Annotated in this window: 17 protein-coding genes and 1 pseudogene; 10 read left to right on the top strand and 8 right to left on the bottom strand. The window is 68.2% G+C overall.

The window, feature by feature from the left end:
* Both ACFWFP_RS18055 and ACFWFP_RS18050 read right to left on the bottom strand, forming a co-directional pair.
* A complete protein-coding gene (locus tag ACFWFP_RS18055; RefSeq protein ID WP_379296369.1) occupies positions 1-1,143 on the bottom strand; it encodes an RNA polymerase sigma factor in 1,143 nt (380 codons plus the stop codon).
* Positions 1,140-1,547, bottom strand: a complete 408-nt coding sequence (locus ACFWFP_RS18050) for a YciI family protein (protein WP_378927039.1) — start codon at positions 1,545-1,547, stop codon at positions 1,140-1,142. The genes ACFWFP_RS18055 and ACFWFP_RS18050 overlap by 4 nt, the downstream gene beginning before the upstream one ends.
* A 188-nt stretch (positions 1,548-1,735) precedes the next feature.
* Between ACFWFP_RS18050 and lon the strand changes: the two genes are divergently transcribed.
* Positions 1,736-4,222 (top strand): endopeptidase La, encoded by a 2,487-nt coding sequence (gene lon, locus ACFWFP_RS18045; protein ID WP_379296367.1) that lies wholly within the window; start codon positions 1,736-1,738, stop codon positions 4,220-4,222.
* A gap of 238 nt (positions 4,223-4,460) precedes the next feature.
* On the opposite strand, the pseudogene ACFWFP_RS18040 reads toward lon, so the two are convergent.
* Positions 4,461-4,868: pseudogene (locus ACFWFP_RS18040) on the bottom strand (PaaI family thioesterase); the annotation flags it as partial.
* A gap of 41 nt (positions 4,869-4,909) precedes the next feature.
* A complete protein-coding gene (locus ACFWFP_RS18035) occupies positions 4,910-5,473 on the bottom strand; it encodes a TetR/AcrR family transcriptional regulator (protein ID WP_379296365.1) in 564 nt (187 codons plus the stop codon).
* A gap of 73 nt (positions 5,474-5,546) precedes the next feature.
* Between ACFWFP_RS18035 and ACFWFP_RS18030 the strand changes: the two genes are divergently transcribed.
* From ACFWFP_RS18030 to ACFWFP_RS18020, 3 genes are all read left to right on the top strand, one after another.
* A complete protein-coding gene (locus ACFWFP_RS18030; protein WP_379296363.1) occupies positions 5,547-6,614 on the top strand; it encodes a DNA polymerase IV in 1,068 nt (355 codons plus the stop codon).
* Positions 6,615-6,785: 171 nt separating this feature from the next.
* Complete coding sequence (locus ACFWFP_RS18025; protein WP_379296810.1) at positions 6,786-7,766, top strand: acryloyl-CoA reductase; 981 nt, start codon at positions 6,786-6,788, stop codon at positions 7,764-7,766.
* Positions 7,767-7,823: 57 nt separating this feature from the next.
* Positions 7,824-9,374 (top strand): amidase, encoded by a 1,551-nt coding sequence (locus ACFWFP_RS18020; RefSeq protein WP_379296361.1) that lies wholly within the window; start codon positions 7,824-7,826, stop codon positions 9,372-9,374.
* On the opposite strand, the gene ACFWFP_RS18015 is transcribed toward ACFWFP_RS18020, so the two are convergent.
* Positions 9,326-11,209, bottom strand: a complete 1,884-nt coding sequence (locus ACFWFP_RS18015) for an ABC transporter ATP-binding protein (protein ID WP_379296359.1) — start codon at positions 11,207-11,209, stop codon at positions 9,326-9,328. The genes ACFWFP_RS18020 and ACFWFP_RS18015 overlap by 49 nt on opposite strands.
* Before the next feature lie 158 nt (positions 11,210-11,367).
* Here ACFWFP_RS18015 and ACFWFP_RS18010 point away from each other — a divergent pair, with 158 nt between their 5' ends.
* Both ACFWFP_RS18010 and ACFWFP_RS18005 read left to right on the top strand, forming a co-directional pair.
* Positions 11,368-14,175 carry an FAD-binding and (Fe-S)-binding domain-containing protein gene (locus ACFWFP_RS18010; protein ID WP_379296357.1) on the top strand — a complete coding sequence of 936 codons (2,808 nt, stop codon included), beginning with the start codon at positions 11,368-11,370 and terminating at the stop codon, positions 14,173-14,175.
* A gap of 27 nt (positions 14,176-14,202) precedes the next feature.
* Complete coding sequence (locus ACFWFP_RS18005; protein WP_379296355.1) at positions 14,203-15,150, top strand: DNA-3-methyladenine glycosylase family protein; 948 nt, start codon at positions 14,203-14,205, stop codon at positions 15,148-15,150.
* On the opposite strand, the gene ACFWFP_RS18000 is transcribed toward ACFWFP_RS18005, so the two are convergent.
* Positions 15,147-15,353 carry a hypothetical protein gene (locus ACFWFP_RS18000; protein ID WP_101465132.1) on the bottom strand — a complete coding sequence of 69 codons (207 nt, stop codon included), beginning with the start codon at positions 15,351-15,353 and terminating at the stop codon, positions 15,147-15,149. The two genes, ACFWFP_RS18005 and ACFWFP_RS18000, sit on opposite strands and share 4 nt — an antisense overlap.
* 239 nt (positions 15,354-15,592) lie before the next feature.
* Between ACFWFP_RS18000 and ACFWFP_RS17995 the strand changes: the two genes are divergently transcribed.
* The 4 genes from ACFWFP_RS17995 (at position 15,593) to ACFWFP_RS17980 (ending at position 17,177) form a co-directional block, all read left to right on the top strand.
* A complete protein-coding gene (locus tag ACFWFP_RS17995; protein ID WP_379296353.1) occupies positions 15,593-16,498 on the top strand; it encodes a helix-turn-helix domain-containing protein in 906 nt (301 codons plus the stop codon).
* Positions 16,495-16,695 carry a DUF397 domain-containing protein gene (locus tag ACFWFP_RS17990; RefSeq protein WP_378904376.1) on the top strand — a complete coding sequence of 67 codons (201 nt, stop codon included), beginning with the start codon at positions 16,495-16,497 and terminating at the stop codon, positions 16,693-16,695. Before ACFWFP_RS17995 ends, ACFWFP_RS17990 begins: the two co-directional genes overlap by 4 nt.
* Positions 16,692-16,901 carry a DUF397 domain-containing protein gene (locus ACFWFP_RS17985; RefSeq protein WP_379296351.1) on the top strand — a complete coding sequence of 70 codons (210 nt, stop codon included), beginning with the start codon at positions 16,692-16,694 and terminating at the stop codon, positions 16,899-16,901. The genes ACFWFP_RS17990 and ACFWFP_RS17985 overlap by 4 nt, the downstream gene beginning before the upstream one ends.
* 138 nt (positions 16,902-17,039) lie before the next feature.
* Complete coding sequence (locus tag ACFWFP_RS17980) at positions 17,040-17,177, top strand: hypothetical protein (protein ID WP_379296349.1); 138 nt, start codon at positions 17,040-17,042, stop codon at positions 17,175-17,177.
* Between the two features lie 45 nt (positions 17,178-17,222).
* Here the strand turns inward: ACFWFP_RS17980 and ACFWFP_RS17975 are convergent, their stop codons facing one another.
* Both ACFWFP_RS17975 and ACFWFP_RS17970 read right to left on the bottom strand, forming a co-directional pair.
* Positions 17,223-17,969, bottom strand: a complete 747-nt coding sequence (locus ACFWFP_RS17975) for a succinate dehydrogenase/fumarate reductase iron-sulfur subunit (RefSeq protein WP_379296347.1) — start codon at positions 17,967-17,969, stop codon at positions 17,223-17,225.
* Positions 17,970-17,971: 2 nt separating this feature from the next.
* Positions 17,972-19,894 carry a fumarate reductase/succinate dehydrogenase flavoprotein subunit gene (locus tag ACFWFP_RS17970; RefSeq protein WP_379296345.1) on the bottom strand — a complete coding sequence of 641 codons (1,923 nt, stop codon included), beginning with the start codon at positions 19,892-19,894 and terminating at the stop codon, positions 17,972-17,974.
* Positions 19,895-19,899: the final 5 nt, after the last annotated feature.

Below are 19,899 nucleotides of genomic sequence, written 5' to 3'. Positions count from 1 at the left end.
TCAGGATCGTGACAACTGCCGAACCCGGGCGGCCTCGCGGGTGAGGTGGTCGCGCTCGAGCACGGTGGTGGCCGTGCGGGCCGCTTCGGCGTACAGGGTCGCGGCCTGTTCGAGATCGCCCGCCCGTTCGAGTAGGTAGGCACGGGACGCACTGTGGCGCGGTAGTTCCGGGTCGAGGTCCGCGAGGGCGGCCAGGCCTGCTCGGGGACCGTCGGCCGCACCGACCGCGACCGCGCGATTGAGGCGCACCACCGGGTTGCCGGTGAGAAGCAGAAGTTCGTCGTACCACTCCACGATCTGTACCCAGTCCGTTTCGGCGGTACTCGGGGCATCCGCGTGCAAGGCGGCGATCGCGGCTTGGGCCTGGTATTCGCCAAGGCGGTCGCGGGCCAACGCGGCTTGCAGAATCGTCACGCCCTCGGCGATAAGGTTTGTGTCCCAACGGGATCGGTCCTGTTCGGCGAGCGGAATCAAGCGCCCGCCCTCGGTGCGCGACGCCCGGCGGGCGTGGTGCAGCAGCATCAGCGCGAGCAGCCCCGCGACCTCGGGTTCGCCGGTCGAGGCGGCGAGCTGGCGGGTGAGGCGGATGGCTTCGGCGGCCAGGTCGATGTCGCCGCTGTAGCCCTCGTTGAAGACGAGGTACAGCACACGCAGCACGGTGGCCGGATCGCTTGGCCGGTCGAGCGGTAGGCCGGCGATCCGCTTCTTCGCCCGGCTGATCCGCTGCGCCATAGTCGATTCCGGCACCAGATAGGCCGACGCGATCTGCCGGGTCGTCAGGCCGCCGACCGCCCGCAAGGTCAAGGCGACGGCCGAGCCGGGAGACAGCGAAGGGTGCGCGCACAGGAAATACAGCCACAGCGTGTCGTCCGTAGCGGGCACCGGCCCGGCTTCCGGCTCGGCATCGACTGCGAATTCCCTGCCCCGCCTGGACGTTTCGGCCCGTGACGCATCGATGAACTTTCGCCAGGCGACGGAGACGAGCCAGCCCTTCGCATCGCGCGGCGGATCGCCGGGCCAGGTTTCCAGCGCCCGGATCAGCGCCTCCTGCACCGCGTCCTCGGCCGCCGCGAACTCGGCCCCGCGGCGGACGAGGATCGCGATCACCGCGGGGACGAGTTCGCGCAGTAGCCCGTCGTTCATTCGGTCACCGTGGGCAACTCCGTGTAGAACGGCCGCAGTTCGAGCCATTCCTGCACCGGCTTCCCACCCGCGCCCGGTGCCGCCGACAGCTCCCCCGCGAGTTCGAGCGCCCGGTCGTAGGTCTCGACATCGATGACCATCCACCCGGCGATCAGGTCCTTGGTCTCCGCGAACGGCCCGTCGGTGACCGGCGGGCGCCCCTCGCCGTCCGAGCGGACCCACGTGCCCTGGGTGGACAGTGCCTGACCGTCGACGAACTCGCCGGTCGATCGCAGCCGGTCGGCGAAATCCACCATGTACTGCACATGCGCGGACACCTCGTCCGGCGTCCACTGATCCATCGGCGCGTCGTTGACCGATGCGGGCGCGCCACGGTAGTGCTTGAGCAGCAGGTACTTGGCCATGATGTTGTCTCCTCGGTTGGTGTTCTTCGTGGGTTGTACCCCTGGGACGGAGCCGTTCGCGCGTTCTCGACATCCGCAGCGAAAGAATTTCGGCGAATTTTTCGCCATGAGTGAACGGCGCCACCTGCAGGAACAAACCGCCGGGGGTCCATGTTGAGTCAGCAAAGCTCAACTTTGGAAGGGTCGACATGACTTCAGCTCAGAACCTGCCGGTGCTGTTCCTGACCGATCCGATCGTGCTGCCGGGCATGGTCGTGCCCATCGAATTGGACGAATCCGCGCAGGCCGCCATCGACGCCGCGCAGGCGGCCAAAACCGGTTCGGTGCTGGTCGCGCCGCGCCTGGACGAGGGCTACGCCTCCTACGGCGTCGTCGCCACCATCGAACAGGTCGGCCGGATGCGCGGCGGCGCGCCCGCGGCCGTGTTGAAGGCCGAGCGCCGCGCTCGGATCGGGCACGGCGTCACCGGACCGGGTGCGGCGCTGTGGGTGGAGGCCGAACTCGTCGAGGCGGTCGAGCCCGACGAGCGGACCACCGAGCTCGCCGCCGAGTACAAGAAGCTGGTCGTCGCCGTGCTGCAGCGGCGTGAGGCCTGGCAGATCATCGACATCGTCAACCAACTCGACGACGTCGAGGCCATCGCCGACACGGCAGGCTACGCGCCGTACCTGTCCGATGACCAGAAGCGCGAGCTGCTCGAGACCCCCGACGTCGCGGTGCGGCTGACCAAGCAGATCGACTGGATCAAGGACCACATCGCCGAGGTGGAGGTCACCGACAAGATCTCCGAAGACGTCCGCGACGGCATGGAGAAGAGCCAGCGCGAGTTCCTGCTGCGCCAGCAGCTCAACGCCATCCGCAAGGAACTCGGCGAGGACGAACCCGACGGCGCCGACGACTACCGCACCCGCGTGGAGAACGCGGACCTGCCGGAGAACGTGCGCGCCGAGGCGCTGCGCGAGGTCGGCCGGTTGGAACGCGCCAGCGACCAGAGCCCGGAATCCGGCTGGATCCGCACCTGGCTCGACACCGTGCTCGATCTGCCATGGACGGTGAAAACCGAAGACAGCACCGATGTTTCGGCCGCTCGGGCGGTACTCGACGCCGATCACCACGGCCTCGACGAGGTGAAGGACCGCATGGTCGAGTACCTGGCGGTGCGCTCGCGGCGGGCCGCGCGTGGTCTGGAGGTCGTGGGCGGACGGGGTTCCGGTGCGGTACTCGTGCTGGTGGGTCCCCCCGGTGTCGGTAAGACCTCGCTGGGTGAGTCGGTCGCCAAGGCGCTGGGCCGCAAGTTCGTTCGCGTTGCCCTCGGCGGTGTGCGCGACGAGGCCGAGATCCGTGGCCATCGCCGTACCTACGTCGGCGCGCTGCCGGGCCGGATCGTGCGTGCGGTGAAGGAGGCGGGTTCGATGAATCCCGTTGTCCTGCTGGACGAGATCGACAAGGTCGGCTCCGATTTCCGCGGTGATCCGGCGGCGGCGCTGCTCGAGGTCCTCGACCCCGCGCAGAACCACACCTTCCGTGACCACTACCTGGACCTGGACCTCGACCTGTCGAATGTGCTGTTCATCGCGACCGCCAACGTCATGGACACCATCCCCGGTCCCCTGCTGGACCGCATGGAGCTCATCACCGTCGACGGCTACACCGAGGCCGACAAGGTGGCCATCGCGCGCGACTTCCTGGTCCCCCGCCAGCTGGAGCGCAATGCCTTGACCGCGGAGGAGGTGTCGATCACCGACGCGGCGTTGCGCGAGATCGCGGCGAACTACACCCGGGAGGCGGGTGTGCGTCAAATGGAGCGTCTGGTGGCCAAAGCCTTGCGCAAGGCGGCGACTCGCCTGGTCACGGGCGACGCCGCGAGCGTCGGCGACGCCGCCGTGGACGCCCCGCTCGTCGACAAGGGCGCGCTGGGCGAGGGCGCGGTGCTCGGGTACGACCCCGAACTCGGCTACGACAACGTCATCGACATCGCAGCCGGTCCGCAGCCCGCGGGTCAGGTGACGAACCTGGTGGTCGACCTCGGCAACCTCACCGACTACCTCGGCCGTCCCCGCTTCACCCCGGACTCGATGGAACGCACGTCTGTCCCCGGTGTGGCGACGGGCCTCGCGGTCACCGGTGCGGGCGGCGATGTCCTCTACATCGAGGCCAACGGCGCCGAGGGCGAACGCACCCTCACCCTCACCGGCCAGCTCGGCGACGTGATGAAGGAATCCGCCCAGATCGCCCTCACCTACGTCCGCTCACACCTGGAGGAAATCGGTATCGAGCCGAAGGTCCTCGACCGCAACATCCACATCCACTTCCCCGCGGGTGCGGTCCCCAAGGACGGCCCTTCGGCGGGCGTCACCATGGTCACCGCCCTGGTGTCGCTGGCCCTCGGTCGCCCGGTCCGCGGCGATGTCGGGATGACCGGCGAGGTCACCCTCAACGGCAGCGTTCTGCCGATCGGCGGCGTGAAGCAGAAGCTGCTCGCCGCCCAGCGAGCCGGCCTGAAGACCGTCTTCATCCCGGCCCGCAACGAACCGGACCTGGACGAAGTCCCGGCGGAAGTGCTGGCCGCCCTCAACGTCCGCCCCGTCGCCGACGTGGCAGACATCCTGGCCTACGCGATCGAGCCGATCGCCGAACCCGCCGCCGACGGCAAGACCTTCGCCGTCAGCGCCTGATCCCAGCCGTCAACGGGCCGTGCACAGCTGTGTACGGCCCGTTGCCGTGTCCGGGCTAGCGGCTGACGGTCGGCGGCAGTACCGGGCCTGTGACGGTGACTACGGCCAGTTGGTCGGTGTCGTAGTCGTCCTGGTCGTCGAGGTCGTCGAGGTCATCGAGGTCATCGAGGTCGTCGTCGTCGAAACCGTCCGCGTCTTCCTCGGCGGTGGGGGCGAGGTCCTTCTCGACGCGGCGGGTGGTGCCCTGGGCGACCGCGCAGAGGACAGGTTCCTCGCCCTCGGTCTCGGCGTAGACGTCGCAGTGGGTGACGGCCTGGCGGCGGGTGGCGCCGAGGACGGTGGCGTGCACACGCAGGCGCTCGCCCTGGGCGGGACGCAGGTAGGTGATGGTGAAGCCGCCGGTGAGGACGTTGGGCCCCAGGACGGTGCCCGCGGCGAAGGTGAGGGCGTTGTCGGCGGCGTAGGCGAGCACCCCGCCGTGCACGAAGCCGAACTGCTGGCCGTGTTCGGGCTGGATGTCGATGATGAGAGTGGCTGCGCCATCACCGAATTCGGTGAGCTCGGTGCCGACCAAACGGGCGAACGGCTGCGCGGCTAGTACCTGGCGCGCCAGGTCGAGGTCGAGGGTGGAAGCTTCGGTCGGCATCGGGTGTTCCGTTCTTCGAGTTGCGTGGCCCTGCATGGTGACTATTCGGTGCCGTCGGCCCGCAGTGTCGCCCACGCGGCGGCGGCGAGCTCGGCGGCGACATCGGTTGGCGCGGTACGGATATTGCCACCAAGCCATTGGCGGGAGTATTCCTGTGCCGCACCGAGCCACAGCGCGTAGACGAGATCGAGCTCGAGGTCACGCACCGCGCCGTATCCCGCGTGCGTGCGCCACCACCGCCGGACGGCCGTGAGGAACTCCACATTGCTCTCGCTCTCCCGGACCCCGGGCGGCCGTGAACTCGTGAGAACCGTTGCGCGATATTGATATTCGTGCACCCAGCGCAGGTGCGCACGCACCCCGGCCTCGACGCCGGTCCGCGCGTCGGGACTGTCGGCGACGGCATTCCAGAAGTGTCGCTGGTAGTCGGTGAGCGCGGCCGCCCAGACCTGTCGATAGAGCTCGGACTTGTCCGGAAAGTGGTGGTACAGCGCGCCGACGCTGGCATCGGCGGCGGCGCGGATATCGCTCAGGGTGGCATCGAGGACGCCGTGTTCGGCGAACTGCCGCTCCGCGGCGAGCAACAACCGATCTCGCATCTCCATATACCGAATTTAGTTCGGTCAGGCCCGACGTGGCAAGAGCCGATTTGTCGGTGCGATGCGGTAAGACGGAACTGTGCCCCGGTGGCTCCTGCATGTGGATCTCGACCAGTTCCAGGCGGCGGTGGAATTCCGGCGCCGCCCTGAGCTGCGCGGACAGCCGGTGATCGTCGGCGGCGAGGGCGATCCCGCGCAGCCCCGCAAGGTCGTCACCTGTGCTTCCTATCCCGCCAGGGCCTACGGGGTGCGTGCGGGCATGGCCTTGAAAATGGCGCAGCGCAAGTGTCCGGACGGCGTTTTCCTGCCGGTCGACATGGCTGCCTACGAGGTGGCCTCCGACGAGATCATGGCCACGCTGGGCCGGGTGGCCGGCGCGGTCGAGGTATGGGGAATGGACGAGGCGTTCGTCGCCACCGACGGCGATCCGTGGCAGCTCGCCGCCGAAATCCGCACCGCCATCAGCGAACTCGGCCTCACCTGTGCGGTCGGCATCGGCGACAACAAGCTCACCGCGAAGCTCGCCACCGGTTTCGCCAAGTCCACCGGCAAGACCTCCGCCGAACCCGAACACGATCCGGGCGCCGCCACCGGCATATTCCAGCTCACCGCCGCCAACTGGACCGAACTCATGGGCCACCGCCCCACCGACGCGCTCTGGGGCGTCGGCGCCCGCATCGCCCAGCGCATGGCCGACCTCGGCATCACCACGGTCGCCGACCTGATGTCGGCCGACCGCGCACGCCTGGCCGCCGAATTCGGCCCGAACACGGGCCCCTACCTGTGGGTCCTCGGTCACGGCAAGGGCGACACCGAACTGTCGACCACTCCACGAATCCCCGTGGGCCGCAGCAAATCCGAGACCTTCCCTCACGACCTCACCGACCCCGGCGACATCCGCCGCGAGGTAGCCCGCATCGCCACCGAGGTCGCCGAGGAAATGCGCGAACACCACCGCATCAGCACCCGGGTCTCGGTCACCGTCCGCACGAAAACCTTCTTCACCCGCAGCAAACAGCAGAAACTCCCCACCCCCACCGACGACGTCGCCACCATCACCGACACCGCCCTGGCGATCATCGACCGCTTCGACCTGGACCGCCCGATCCGCCTCCTCGGCGTCCGCCTGGAACTCCTCCCACCCTGATCCAGCTGTGTCGGTCACGGCAGTGCCGGATCAACTATGTTCGGTGAGTACATGGGTAACTCACCGGGGACGGGCCAACACGAGTTCGGCCGATCCGGCGGCCGCGTCGCTACCGGTAGCGACGATAAGTCTGGCCAAATTACCCGGAGAGGCGGATCTGTGTTCTCTGCGATGGTGGCCCGTGAATCCGACGGTGGGATCGTTCTCGCCCGTGAAACGGTGGGAGACGACTTCCTCGGTAGCGGCGAGGTGACGATCAAGGTTCATTACTCGAGCGCGAACTACAAGGATCTGCTGGCGATCACCCCGCGCGGTGGGGTGGTGCGCAACTATCCGATCGTGCCGGGCATCGACCTCACCGGTGAGGTGATCGCCTCGGAGACCGATGACTTCGCCCCCGGCGACCAGGTCATCGCACACGGCTACGACCTGGGTGTTTCCCGCAACGGCGGCTTCGCCGAGTACACCAAGGTGCCCGCCGAGTGGGTGGTGAAGCTCGACGGCCTCGACACCCGCGATGCCGCCACCATCGGCACCGCGGGCTTCACCGCCGCCATGAGCGTGCAGGCCCTGCTCGACCACGGCCTGACCCCCGATGACGGCGCCGTCCTGGTCACCGGTGCGACCGGCGGTGTCGGCACCGTGGCCATCGACATCCTCTCCGGCCTCGGCTTCGAGGTGATCGCTTCCACCGGCAAGACCGACGCGAGTGACCTGCTCGCCGAGCTCGGCGCCAACGAGGTCATCGGCCGCCTCCCCCTCGACCCCGACGCCAAGCCCCGCCCGCTGAACAAGGCGAACTGGGCGTCCGCGGTCGACAGTGTCGGCGGCGCCTCGCTGGCGCACGTCCTCAGCGCCATCGGCTACGGCGGCGCGGTAGCCGCCAGCGGCCTCACCGGCGGCGCCGAGCTGCCCACCACCGTGCTTCCGTTCATCCTGCGCGGTGTCAGCCTGCTCGGCATCGACTCGGTCCAGCTCCCGATCGCGAAGCGCCGCGCCCTGTGGACCGCGCTGGGTAAACAGCTTCGCCCCCAGCATCTGTCGACGATCGAGTCCTTCACGCCGATCACCGAGGTCGGCACCGTCCTGCAGTCGATCAAGGACGGCACCCACTCCGGGCGCACCGTGATCGGCGTGGCCAACGAGTTCTGAGCCCCCAGAAGTTCGCCACCACGACGACGTTACGGAGAATGTAATACTGTAACGAGCATGATGCTCCGCCCGGACGGCACCACGATCACTGACGAGTCCGCGATCGCGCTGGCCGCGTCCATCCGCGCCCGCGAGGTCAGCGTCCGCGCGGTGATCGATGCCCACATCGCTGTGCTGGAACGTTTCGCGCCCGCCACGAACGCCGTGGTGGTGGACTGCTACGACCCCGCGCGGGCACAGGCCGACGCCGCCGACGCCCACCTCGCGACCGGGCCGGAGCACCTGCCACCGCTGTTCGGCGTCCCGATCACCGTCAAGGAATCCTTGGCGGTCGCCGGCTTGCCCAATACGGCGGGCGTCGTGGCTCGCCGGCATCTGCGGCCCACCGCGAATGCCACTGTGGTGCAACGAGTTCTGGACGCGGGTGCGATCGTGCTCGGGCTGACCAACACCGCCGAGGGCTGCATGTGGCTCGAGTCGACGAACCGGGTCTACGGGCGAACCAGCAACGTGCACGACCGGACCCGGACGGCGGGCGGGTCATCGGGCGGTGAGGGCGCCGCCGTCGGTAGCGGCGGCTCCCCGCTCGGCTTGGCCACCGATACCCTCGGCTCGATCCGGGTTCCCGCCTTCTGCAACGGCGTCTTCGGGCACCGCCCGTCGACCGGCCTGCTCCCGACCACCGGCGCGTGGCCACCACCGTTCGGCGTGGCCGCCCTGTGCTCGAACGGGGTCATCGCCCGGCGTGCGGCCGACCTCATGCCGTTGCTGCGGATCATGGCCGGCCCCGACGGGACCGATCCCCTGGTCCGCGCGGCTACCCTCGGCGAGCCGGCGACGACCTCGATGCGAGGGGTGCCCGTCGTGCTGCTCGACGCAACCTTCGCACCCGGCTTCGGTCGTGAGGTGCTGGCCGCGCGTGACCGCGCTGCCGCCGCGCTCACCGAGGCGGGCGCGGAGGTCACCCGGGTACCGATGCGTTCCCTGCGAACGATCGGGCTCTTCGCCACGATCGTGCTGGCCGAGGAGACCGGGATCAGTTTCGCCGAGATCATGCGCGGCGAGGGCGCCGACATCCTCGCGCCGCGACAACTCGTCGCCCGGCGGGGAGACCACACCCTCGCCACCCGCCTTCTCGCGCTCGGTGAGCTGATCGCGGCCCGGCTACCGACCCGGGTGGCCCGGCGCATCACCGCCGCCGCACACCGCACTGCCGCCGAGGTCACCGAGATCATCGGTGACGGATTGCTCCTGCATCCGACCCTGAGCACGGTCGCGCCCCGTCACGGCCGCACCACCGGCCGCCTGTGGCGCACGAACACGGTCGCACCGTTCAGCCTCGCCGGGCTCCCCGTCACCCAGGTGCCGCTCGGCCGCGGCGCCCACGGTCTGCCAGTCGGGGTACAGGTGGTCGCCGGGCACAACCGCGATCACCTCTCGATCGCCGCGGCCCTCACGCTCGAGAAGGCATTCGGCGGCTGGGTCCGGCCGCGGGTTCGATCACTCGATGTGGGCGCCGAGCTCGGTGACCGCCCTGCCCCCGTGATGGGGGCAACCCCTCAGACGACGACCGGGGCGACCGGGTCGTCGGCGAACTGGGTTCGGTAGAGCTCGGCGTACCGGCCGTCGGCGTTGAGGAGGGTGGCGTGGGTGCCGCGTTCGACGATGCGGCCGTCCTCGAGGACCAGGATCTGGTCGGCGGCGCGGATGGTGGACAGGCGGTGGGCGATGACCAGGGCGGTGCGGCCGGTCAGTGCTTCGGTGAGGGCTTCCTGAACCGCGGCCTCCGAGGTGGAGTCGAGGGACGCGGTCGCCTCGTCGAGGATGACGACCCTCGGCTGCTTGAGAAGCAGGCGGGCGATGGTGAGGCGTTGGCGCTCACCGCCGGAGAGGCGGTAACCGCGTTCGCCGACCACGGTGTCCAGACCGTCGGAAAGAGAGTTGACCAAGTCGCCGAGGCGGGCGCGACCGAGGGCGTCCCACAGTTCGTCCTCGGTGGCTTCGGGCCGGGCCAGCAGCAGGTTCGCGCGGATGGTGTCGTGGAAGAGGTGCCCGTCCTGGGTGACCAGGCCGACGGTGCGCTGGATGGATTCGGTGGTCAGCTCGCGCACGTCGGACCCGTTGAGGCGGACCGCCCCGGAGTCGACGTCGTAGAGACGTGAAACCAGCTGGGCGATAGTGGATTTGCCCGCCCCGGAGGAGCCGACCAGCGCGATGAGCTGTCCGGGTTCGGCGCGCAGCGACACCTGGTGCAGCACCTCGACGCCGCCACGACTGTCCAGGGTCGCGACGTCTTCCAGCGAGGCGAGCGAGACCTTGTCGGCCGACGGGTACCCGAAGTTCACCGCGTCCAGTTCCACCGCCACCGGGCCGTCCGGCACCGGGACGGCGTGCGGGGCGTCCTCGATCAGCGGCTTCAGGTCGAGCACCTCGAAGACACGCTCGAAACTCACCAGCGCCGACATGATCTCCAGGCGGGCGCTCGCCAGGGCGGTGAGGGGGGTGTAGAGGCGGGTGAGCAGCAGCGAGAGCGCGACGACCGAGCCCGCGTCGAGACTGCCCGTCAGTGCGTACCAGCCGCCGAGGCCGTAGACCAGGGCGAGCGCGAGGGCGGAGACCAGGGTGAGCGAGGTGACGAAGGTCGTCTGCAGCATGGCGGTGCGCACGCCGATGTCGCGCACGCGGGTGGCGCGCACCGCGAACTCCGACGATTCCTGCTTCGGCCTGCCGAACAGTTTCACCAGGGTGGCGCCAGGGGCGGAGAAACGCTCGGTCATCTGGGTGCTCATGGCGGCATTGAGCTGGGCCGCCTCACGCTGCATGGCCGCGAGTTTGTTGCCGGCGCGCCGGGCCGGGATCACGAAGACGGGCAGGAGAACGAGGGCCAGCAGGGTGATTTGCCAGGAGATGCTGAGCATCACGGCGAGAGTGAGCACCAGGGTGACGAGGTTGGTGATCACGCCGGAGAGGGTGTCGCTGAACGCGCGCTGCGCGCCGATCACATCGCTGTTCAGCCTGCTCACCAGCGCGCCGGTGCGGGTCCGGGTGAAGAAGGCGACGGGCATCTTCTGCACGTGATCGAACACGGCGGTGCGCAGATCGAGGATCAGACCCTCGCCGATCCGGGCCGACAGCCAGCGGATAGCGATGCCCAGGGCCGCGTCGAGGACGGCCAGACCCGCGATGGCGAGCGCGAGCAGCACCACGGTGCGCGGCGCAGAACCGTCGACGATCCCGTTGACGACCTGCCCCGCCAGCACCGGCGTAGCCACGCCGAGCACCGCCGCCACCACGCTGAGCAGCAGGAACCCGCCGATCCGGCGCCGGTGATGCTCGGCGAACCGCAGGATGCGCCGTGCTGTCGTCATGCTGAACGGGCGCTGTTCCTCGGGCGCGTTCACGCGCCGGTACATCTGGCTGTAGGCCACTGATTCGATACTCACTGCCACTCTCCTCGAGGCTCCCCGCCCATTGAACTCCTGCCCTCCGACACTAAAACCTCAACAAAGGTTGACCGCAAATACTTTCCGCGCGCACCGGGTTCAGCGCACAGCGAAACCGGTGGCCGATCACCGCCCGGCGACCGGAATAGGCTGGTCGGGTGGACGACGACCGGAGCTCGGAAAAGCTGGCCGACGCACTGCGCGCGCGGATCGACTGCCCGGTCGACGCGTCGGTGCGCAGACGCGTCGAGTACTCCGCCGACGCCTCCAACTACCGTGTCCGGCCCGCCGTGGTCGTGTTTCCGCACGGCGAGGACGACGTCGCCGCGACCGTGCGCTTCGCGCGTGCGAACGGGCTGCCGGTCACCGCTCGCGGGGCGGGCACCTCGGTCGCCGGCAATGCCATCGGATCCGGCATCGTGCTGGATTTCAGCAGGCGGATGAACGCCGTGCGCGCGGTCGACGTCGAGGCGCGAACAGCGATCGTCCAGCCGGGGCTGGTGCTGTCGGATCTGCAACAGCGGCTGCGGCCGCACGGGTTGCGGTTCGGGCCGGATCCCTCGACGCAGGACCGATGCACTCTGGGCGGGATGATCGGCAACAATGCGTGCGGACCGCATGCGCTGGCCTGGGGTCGCACCTCGGATACGGTGCGTGAGCTGCGCATTCTCGACGGCACGGGGGAGCGTCGGACGCTCGGTTCCGGCCTGGCGGCGGTGCCGGGCCTGGCGAAGTTCACCACCACGAATCTGGCGGTGCTGCGCACCGAACTGGGACGGTTCGATCGTCAGGCCTCCGGCTACGGTCTGGAACACCTGCTGCCAGAACGTGGTTCGTCGGCGGCGAAGGCGTTCGTCGGGTCCGAGGGAACCTGTGGACTACTCCTGGAAGCGGAGGTCGCGCTCACCCCGGTGCCCGCCGCGACCGTGCTCACGGTGCTCGGATACCCCGATATCGCCTCGGCCGCGGACGATATCGCCGCGGTGACCAGCTGCGCGCCGATCGCGGTCGAGGGCATCGATGCCGGACTGGTCGACGTGGTCCGCGCGCATCGGGGGACCGTGCCGGAGTTGCCGCGAGGCCGCGGCTGGCTGTTCGTCGAAACGGCCGGAGCGAGCCCGGCCGAGGCGCTGGCCGCGGCCCGGCGACTGTGCGCGACGAGCCACGCCGACGATCACCGGATCGTCACCGATCCCATTGCCACAGCCGCACTCTGGCGCATTCGTGCCGACGGTGCCGGTCTCGCCGGACGAACCCCCGACGGCAAACCCGCGTGGCCCGGGTGGGAGGACGCCGCCGTCCCGCCGGAGAATCTCGGGGCGTACCTGCGCGAATTCGGCACGCTCACCGCCGAATACGATGTAGGCGGCCTGCTGTACGGACACATCGGCGACGGCTGCATCCACGTCCGCCTCGACTTCCCGATCACCGACGCACCCCGGCGCTTTCGCACCTTCCTGTTCGACGCCGCCGAACTCGTGGTGCGCCACGGTGGATCGCTCTCGGGTGAACACGGTGACGGCCGCGCCAGATCCGAACTGCTCGAAGTGATGTACTCACCGGCCGCTCGTGCGGCCTTCGCGGGGTTCAAGTCCCTGTTCGATCCCGGCGACCTCCTCAATCCCGGCGTCCTCGTCGCCCCGAGCCCCGTCGACGCCGACCTGCGGGTAGCCGGTCTCGCGCCCGTCCCCTCGCGAGGTTTCGCCCTGTCCGCTGACTTCGGCGATCTGTCCACAGCTGTGCACAGATGTGTAGGAATCGGTAAGTGCCGCGCGGACACTCGCGGCGCCGGCGGCTTCATGTGTCCCTCGTACCTGGCCACCGCTGACGAGAAGGACACCACCCGGGCCCGCGCCAGAGTTCTCCAGGAAGTCGTCCGGGGCGAACTCGACTGGCGTGCACCGGCCGTCGAGCAATCCCTCGACCTCTGCCTCTCGTGCAAAGCCTGCGCCGCCGACTGCCCCGCGGGCGTCGACATGGCCACGTACAAATCCGAGGCACTGTATCGGCGCTACCGCGGACGCCTGCGGCCGATCGATCACTATGTCCTGGGCCGACTCCCCCGTTGGCTCGCCATCGCCCAGCACTTCCCACGCCTCGCCAACGCGATCGCGGCTCGTCCGCGCTTGCGCCGGGCGGGGATGCGCCTGGCCGGAATCGACCCGAGGCGAGCAGCGCCGCGACTCGCCCCGATATCGTTCCGCCGATCGTCGGGCAGTGCCGACCGCGCGGGCGAGACTTCGGCTACCGAGGTCATGCTGTGGATCGACACCTTCACCGACACCTTCGACCCGGACAACGCGGCAGCCGCGACACAACTGATCGAACAACTCGGCTATCGCGTGCGCATTCCGGGCGATCGGGTGTGCTGTGGCCTCACCTGGATCAGCACCGGCCAGTTGGACGGCGCTCGCGCCCGGCTGCGCGCCACCGTGGACGCACTGGCCACCCACGTAGCAGCCGGTGGCCTGATCGTCGGTCTCGAACCGTCCTGCACCGCCACCCTGCGTGGCGACCTCCCCGAACTGCTCGCCGATGATCCACGAGCGAAACAGGTGGCCGCCTCGGTGCGCACCCTCGCCGAGTTCCTGCTGGAGCACCCCGCGTGGCAACCACCCCGTCGACCGCACGACACCGTGATCGTCCAACCGCACTGCCACCAGCACGCGGTAGGCGGCTTCGCCCCCGAACGCCGAATCCTCGCCGCGATGGGCGTCAGCGTCAGGGAACTGGCGGGCTGTTGCGGTCTGGCCGGCAACTTCGGCATGCAACGCGGCCACTACGACATCTCGGTCGCGGTCGCCGAGAACGCCCTGCTCCCAGCTCTGAGAAACGCCCCGCCGAACGCCGTCTTCCTGGCCGACGGGTTCTCCTGCCGCACCCAGGCCGACCAGCTCGCCCGTACTCCCGGCGTGCATCTGGCCAGGTACCTGCTCGATTGTTCGAGTGGACCGGCTGCCGGTTGACGCCGATCACAGGCGCACAATGGTCGGATGCGTGACCAGACCCTGGAGCCGGAGCTGGCCTCGGCCTGCCTGTCCAGGACCGTCCGGTCGAGCAGGCCCTTCGACGTCGGTATCACGGTCTCGCCCCTGCACCGCGGCGGCGGCGATCCCTGCCACCACATCGGCCCCGACGGCAGCCACTGGCACGCCTCGCGAATGCCGACCGGCGTGGTCACCTACCAGCTGACCCAGGACGGCCGCGACGGCGCCGCCGCCCGCGCCTGGGGGCCCGGAGCCGAGGAATTCCTGGCCGGTCTCGACCGCATGCTCTGCCTCGAGGAAGACCTCGGCGATTTCGCTCCCGAACACCCCACGCTGATCGAAGCCCACCGCACGGTCCCGGGTCTGCGCATGCTGAAGACCGGCCTGGTGATGGAGTCGCTCATCCCGGCCATCCTCGAACAGAAGGTGCACACGAAGTCGTCGTTCGCCGCCTGGCGCACCCTGGTCCGCGAGTTCGGCACCAAGGCCCCCGGCCCGGCACCGACCGGCCTGATGGTGGCGCCGGACGCCGAGACCTGGCGATTGATCCCGTCGTGGAAGTACCACCGGGCCAACGTCGGGCCGCAGCGCGCGCAGACCATCGTGCGCGCCGCCAGAGTCGCCGACTCGATCGAACGCACCGCCACCCTCGACCCGACCGAGGCCGCGCGACGTCTGCGCAGCCTGCCCGGTATCGGGGTGTGGACGGTGGCCGAGACCGCGCAACGGGCGTTCGGCGACGCCGATGCGCTCTCGGTCGGCGACTACCACCTCGCCGCCGTGGTCGGCTGGAGCCTGCTCGGCCACCCGATCGACGACGACGCGATGATCGAATACCTGCGACCGCTACAACCCCACCGCTACCGTGCGGTGCGCCTGCTGGGGCTCAGCGGGCAGGCGCGCAAACCGAAGTTCGGCCCGCGCGACCCGATCACCGACCATCGCCATCACTAGCGGGTCGCGCGCGCGTCCAGAACGCAGCGGCCCGCTTCGACGAGAGTGTTGCGCGCCCGTCTGCGCACCCGGCACTCTTCGACGGTGCAGTCGAGGTGTAGTTGCATTGCGGCGTGGGCTTGTTCGGGCTCCATCGGGCCCGGGTCGATGGAGCAACTCAGCAGTGCTGTGGCGACGCGCATGTTCACTTCGCTCAATTGCATGAAAACAGCACAGCACGCAAACCCCCGGCTAACGGTGAGTACACGCCCGTTCGGAGTGATTTACCACGAATTCCCAGCACGACATCCAAGGGGGAGTGCAGGATTCCCCAGGATGGATGAATTCCATCAGGGGTAACCAGTCCGGTCACCGGTCGGTGAACCCGCGAGTCGGTCCAACCGGCACGACCTCAGCGGGGCACGGCGTGGTGGCGGGTGTGCGACACAGAAGGAGTGGGGCTGTGGCAGCGAACGGAACAGACGGGCAGGCAGGTGTCTCCTCGACCCTGCCGCGCCGCCAACTCGGCCGCTACCTGCGTGACTGGCGAACGCAGGCCGGGCTCACCATCGCCGAGGCGGCCCGGCTGATGGAATGGGGCGCCAGCACCCTCCAGCGGCTGGAAAAGGGTCAGGCCGATCGCATTCGCACCATCGACATCCACGAGCTGTGCCGGATCTACGGCATTCCCGGCGATCTCGCCGAAGGCTTCGCCGGTCTCGCGCAGCAGGCGGCCGTCAAGAGCTGGTGGCATGCCTACGGCGATCTGATTCCCGAAAACTTCGATATCTATGTGGGTTTGGAGGCATCGGCGCAACGGTTGCGCGCCTATCAGTCCGAGCTGGTTCCCGGTCTGCTGCAGACCGCGGAATACGCGCGCGCGCTGAATCGTCTCGGCTTCCCGCAGGATTCGGTCGACGAGCTCGATCGGCGGGTCGCACTGCGGCTGCAGCGCCAGGCGTTGATCACCCGCAAGCATTCGCCCGCCGAGATCGACGTGGTTCTGCACGAATCGGTGTTGCGTACCATCGTCGGTGATGCAAAGGTGATGGCTGCGCAGTTGCGACACCTCGCCGACGCGAGTACCCGAAGTAATGTCGCATTGCGCATCCTGCCGTTTGCCGCCGGTGTTCCACTCGGAGTCTCGACCGGACCTTTCACGGTTCTCGAGTTCGGTACCGACAGCAAGGGGCAACCGGTCGAACCACCAGTGGTGTACGCCGAAGGCTTTACCGGTGACCTCTACCTGGAACGACGCGCGGATGTTCGAAGGTACGACCGGGCTCACGAATGCCTCCAGCGTCATGCGCTGGACATCCAACCGAGTAGACACCTGCTGCGGCAGGTCGCGAAGGAGTATGTGGCATGAGTTTCGATCTCGTCGACGCACACTGGTTCAAGAGCACCCGCAGTGGCGCGGGCAAGGATTGCGTCGAAGTTGCTTTCCTGTTCGGCGGGCACGTCGGGGTGCGCGACAGCAAGAATCCCGCCGGCCCCGCCCTGGTCTTCGACGGCGCGAGCTGGGATGCCTTCACCCGCGGCATCGACACCGGCGTGTTCGCGTGAACACCAAGCGCGATATCGACACCTCCGGTGCCACCTGGCTGCGCGCGGGATCCGATGGCGGCAGCGTGGAGGTCGCCATGCTGGCGGACGGGTACGTCGCGCTGCGCGACAGCAAGAATCCCGGCGGTCCGGTGCTGATCTTCACCCCGAGTGAATGGACCGCCTTCACCGCGGGCGTACACGACGGCGAGTTCGATCGTCCTTGATCACGCCAGATAACAGAACGATAGATATTCGGCATACGCCGAGGTTTGGTGCGGCGTCGGGTCGGGTAGCCCAGGTATATGGACCGAGGGTTGAAGAAAATGCCACCCCGGTACCGGAGGCTAGCGCCTGAGGACGGTGTGGAACGCCTGATCGTGGTACTGCTGTTCGCGGTATCGGCGATCGGAATCTACGTACTCACCGCCTCTTTGCTGTCGGCGCTGTTCATCGGATTACTGGTCGGATTAGTCGCTGTCGGGACTGTCGCTGTCTTGTAGGCAGCCGTCGCTGCGGGGTTTCGCACCCCGCAGCGACAACAGTTCCTACCGCCGGAACAATTTATTGCCGAGCCAGACAATCGGGTCATATCGCCGATCCACGACCCGTTCTTTCAGGGGGATCAACGCGTTGTCGGTGATCTTGATGTGCTCGGGACACACGTCGGTGCAGCATTTGGTGATATTGCAATAGCCCAAACCTGCTTCCTCCTGGGCCATTTCGCGTCGGTCGCGGGTGTCGAGCGGGTGCATTTCCAGTTCCGTGATGCGCATCAGATAACGCGGGCCCGCGAAGGAGTTCTTGTTCTCCTCGTGATCACGCACCACATGGCAGGTGTCCTGACACAGGAAGCACTCGATGCACTTGCGGAACTCCTGTGAGCGCTCCACGTCGACCTGCTTCATGCGGTACTCGCCCGGTGCGAGACCCGCCGGCGGCGCGAATGACGGTATCTCCCTGGCCTTCTCGTAGTTGAACGAGACGTCGGTGACCAGATCCTTGATGATCGGGAACGTTCGCATCGGGGTGACGGTGATGACCTCGTCCGGGGTGAACGTCGACATTCGCGTCATGCACAGCAGGCGCGGGCGCCCGTTCACCTCCGCCGAACACGAACCACACTTGCCCGCTTTGCAATTCCAGCGCACGGCGAGGTCGGGGGTCTGGGTGGCCTGGAGACGATGGATGATGTCGAGCACCACTTCGCCCTCGTTCACCGCCACCGTGTAGTCCTCGAGGCTCCCGCCGTCGAGGTCGCCGCGCCAGACCCGGAACCGGGCGTCGTATCCCATGGTTACGCCTTTCCCTCGGCTGCCGGGTGCGCAGCCAATTCTTGCTCGGTGTAGTACTTTTCGAGCTCACCCAGTTCGAACAGGGCGAGTAGGTCGTCGCGCATCGGCATCTGATCGGCGGGGGTCACGGTGACCTCCGGGATCTGCGCGCGCGAACCGGCGACAGCCGCGCAGACCAGCAGCTTGTTGCGCCAGTCCGGATTCATGCCGGGGTGATCGTCGCGGGTGTGGCCGCCGCGGCTCTCGGTGCGCAAAAGGGCTGCCTGGGCCACACATTCGCTGACCAGCAGCATGTTGGCCAGGTCGAGGGCCAGATGCCAGCCGGGGTTGAAGGGGCGCTTGCCTTCCACGGTCACGTTGGCGTAGCGGGCGCGCAGCTCGTTCAGCTTGTCGATCGCCGCGCGCACCTCGTGCTCCTTGCGGATGATGCCGACCAGATCGTTCATCGTCTGCTGGAGTTCGGAGTGCAGGGTGTAGGGGTTCTCGCCGGTCCCGTCGGTGGCCGAATCGAACGGTGCCAGCGCGGTTTTCACCGCATCGTCGATATCGTTCTCGGCCGGCGCCGGCTTGCCGGTGAGCTGCTGGACGTACGCCGAGGCGCCGAGCCCGGCCCTGCGGCCGAACACCAGCAGGTCCGACAGCGAGTTGCCACCGAGCCGGTTCGAACCGTGCATGCCGCCGGAACACTCACCGGCAGCGAACAATCCGGGCACCACCGCCGCACCGGTATCGGGATCCACCTCGATACCACCCATCACGTAGTGGCAGGTCGGCCCGACTTCCATCGGCTCGGCCGTGATGTCGACATCGGCCAGTTCCTTGAACTGATGGTGCATCGACGGCAGCCTGCGCACGATCTCGTCGGCGGGCATGCGGGAGGCGATGTCGAGATAGACGCCGCCGTGCTCGGTGCCGCGCCCCGCCTTCACCTCCTCGTTGATCGCCCGCGCGACCTCGTCGCGGGGAAGTAGGTCCGGGGTGCGGCGCGCGGAATCGTTGTCGCGCAACCACTGATCGGCTTCCGCCTCGGTCTCGGCGTACTGGCCCTTGAACACCGGCGGGATGTAGTCGAACATGAACCGCTTGTCCTCGGAGTTCTTGAGCACGCCACCGTCGCCACGCACACCCTCGGTGACGAGAATGCCCTTCACGCTCGGCGGCCAGACCATGCCGGTGGGGTGGAACTGCAGGAACTCCATGTTGATCAGCGTCGCGCCGGAGCGAATCGCCAGCGCGTGGCCGTCGCCGGTGTATTCCCACGAGTTCGACGTCACCTTGTACGACTTGCCGATCCCGCCGGTGGCCAGCACCACGGCGGGCGCCGTGAACAGGATGAAGCCACCGGATTCACGCCAGTACCCGAACGCGCCCGCGATCGCGCCCGCGTCGGTGAGCAATTCGGTGATCGTGCACTCGGCGAAGACCTTGATCCTCGCCTCGTAGTCACCGGTCTCCGCGTAGTCCTCCTGCTGCAGCGAGACGATCTTCTGCTGCATCGTGCGAATCAGTTCGAGGCCGGTCCGGTCGCCGACATGGGCGAGGCGGGGATAGGTGTGGCCGCCGAAGTTGCGCTGGCTGATCCGGCCGTCGGGCGTCCGATCGAACAGCGCGCCATAGGTTTCCAGCTCCCATACCCGGTCGGCGGCCTCCTGGGCATGCAGTTCGGCCATGCGCCAGTTGTTGAGGAACTTGCCGCCGCGCATGGTGTCTTTGAAGTGTGTCTGCCAGTTGTCCTTCTCGTTGGCATTGCCCATCGAGGCCGCGCAGCCACCCTCGGCCATCACGGTATGGGCCTTGCCGAACAACGACTTACACACCACCGCCACCGAAAGCCCTTGTTCGCGTGCCTCGATCACGGCTCGCAGACCCGCGCCGCCCGCCCCGATCACCACGACGTCGTAGTCGTGCCGTTCCACGTCTGGCATTGAAA

Origin of the sequence: Nocardia sp. NPDC060249, from assembly GCF_042728755.1 — a bacterium.
In the GTDB taxonomy this organism is placed as follows: domain Bacteria; phylum Actinomycetota; class Actinomycetes; order Mycobacteriales; family Mycobacteriaceae; genus Nocardia.
This window is presented reverse-complemented; position numbering and strand designations above follow the sequence as displayed.

Coding starts and splice junctions, on each gene's coding strand:
- ACFWFP_RS18055 (WP_379296369.1), bottom strand. CDS start 1,143: ATGAACGACGGGCTACTGCGCGAACTCGTCCCCGCGGTGATCGCGATC.
- ACFWFP_RS18050 (WP_378927039.1), bottom strand. CDS start 1,547: ATGGCCAAGTACCTGCTGCTCAAGCACTACCGTGGCGCGCCCGCATCG.
- lon (WP_379296367.1), top strand. CDS start 1,736: ATGACTTCAGCTCAGAACCTGCCGGTGCTGTTCCTGACCGATCCGATC.
- ACFWFP_RS18035 (WP_379296365.1), bottom strand. CDS start 5,473: ATGGAGATGCGAGATCGGTTGTTGCTCGCCGCGGAGCGGCAGTTCGCC.
- ACFWFP_RS18025 (WP_379296810.1), top strand. CDS start 6,786: ATGGTGGCCCGTGAATCCGACGGTGGGATCGTTCTCGCCCGTGAAACG.
- ACFWFP_RS18020 (WP_379296361.1), top strand. CDS start 7,824: ATGATGCTCCGCCCGGACGGCACCACGATCACTGACGAGTCCGCGATC.
- ACFWFP_RS18005 (WP_379296355.1), top strand. CDS start 14,203: ATGCGTGACCAGACCCTGGAGCCGGAGCTGGCCTCGGCCTGCCTGTCC.
- ACFWFP_RS18000 (WP_101465132.1), bottom strand. CDS start 15,353: ATGCAATTGAGCGAAGTGAACATGCGCGTCGCCACAGCACTGCTGAGT.
- ACFWFP_RS17990 (WP_378904376.1), top strand. CDS start 16,495: ATGAGTTTCGATCTCGTCGACGCACACTGGTTCAAGAGCACCCGCAGT.
- ACFWFP_RS17975 (WP_379296347.1), bottom strand. CDS start 17,969: ATGGGATACGACGCCCGGTTCCGGGTCTGGCGCGGCGACCTCGACGGC.
- ACFWFP_RS17970 (WP_379296345.1), bottom strand. CDS start 19,894: ATGCCAGACGTGGAACGGCACGACTACGACGTCGTGGTGATCGGGGCG.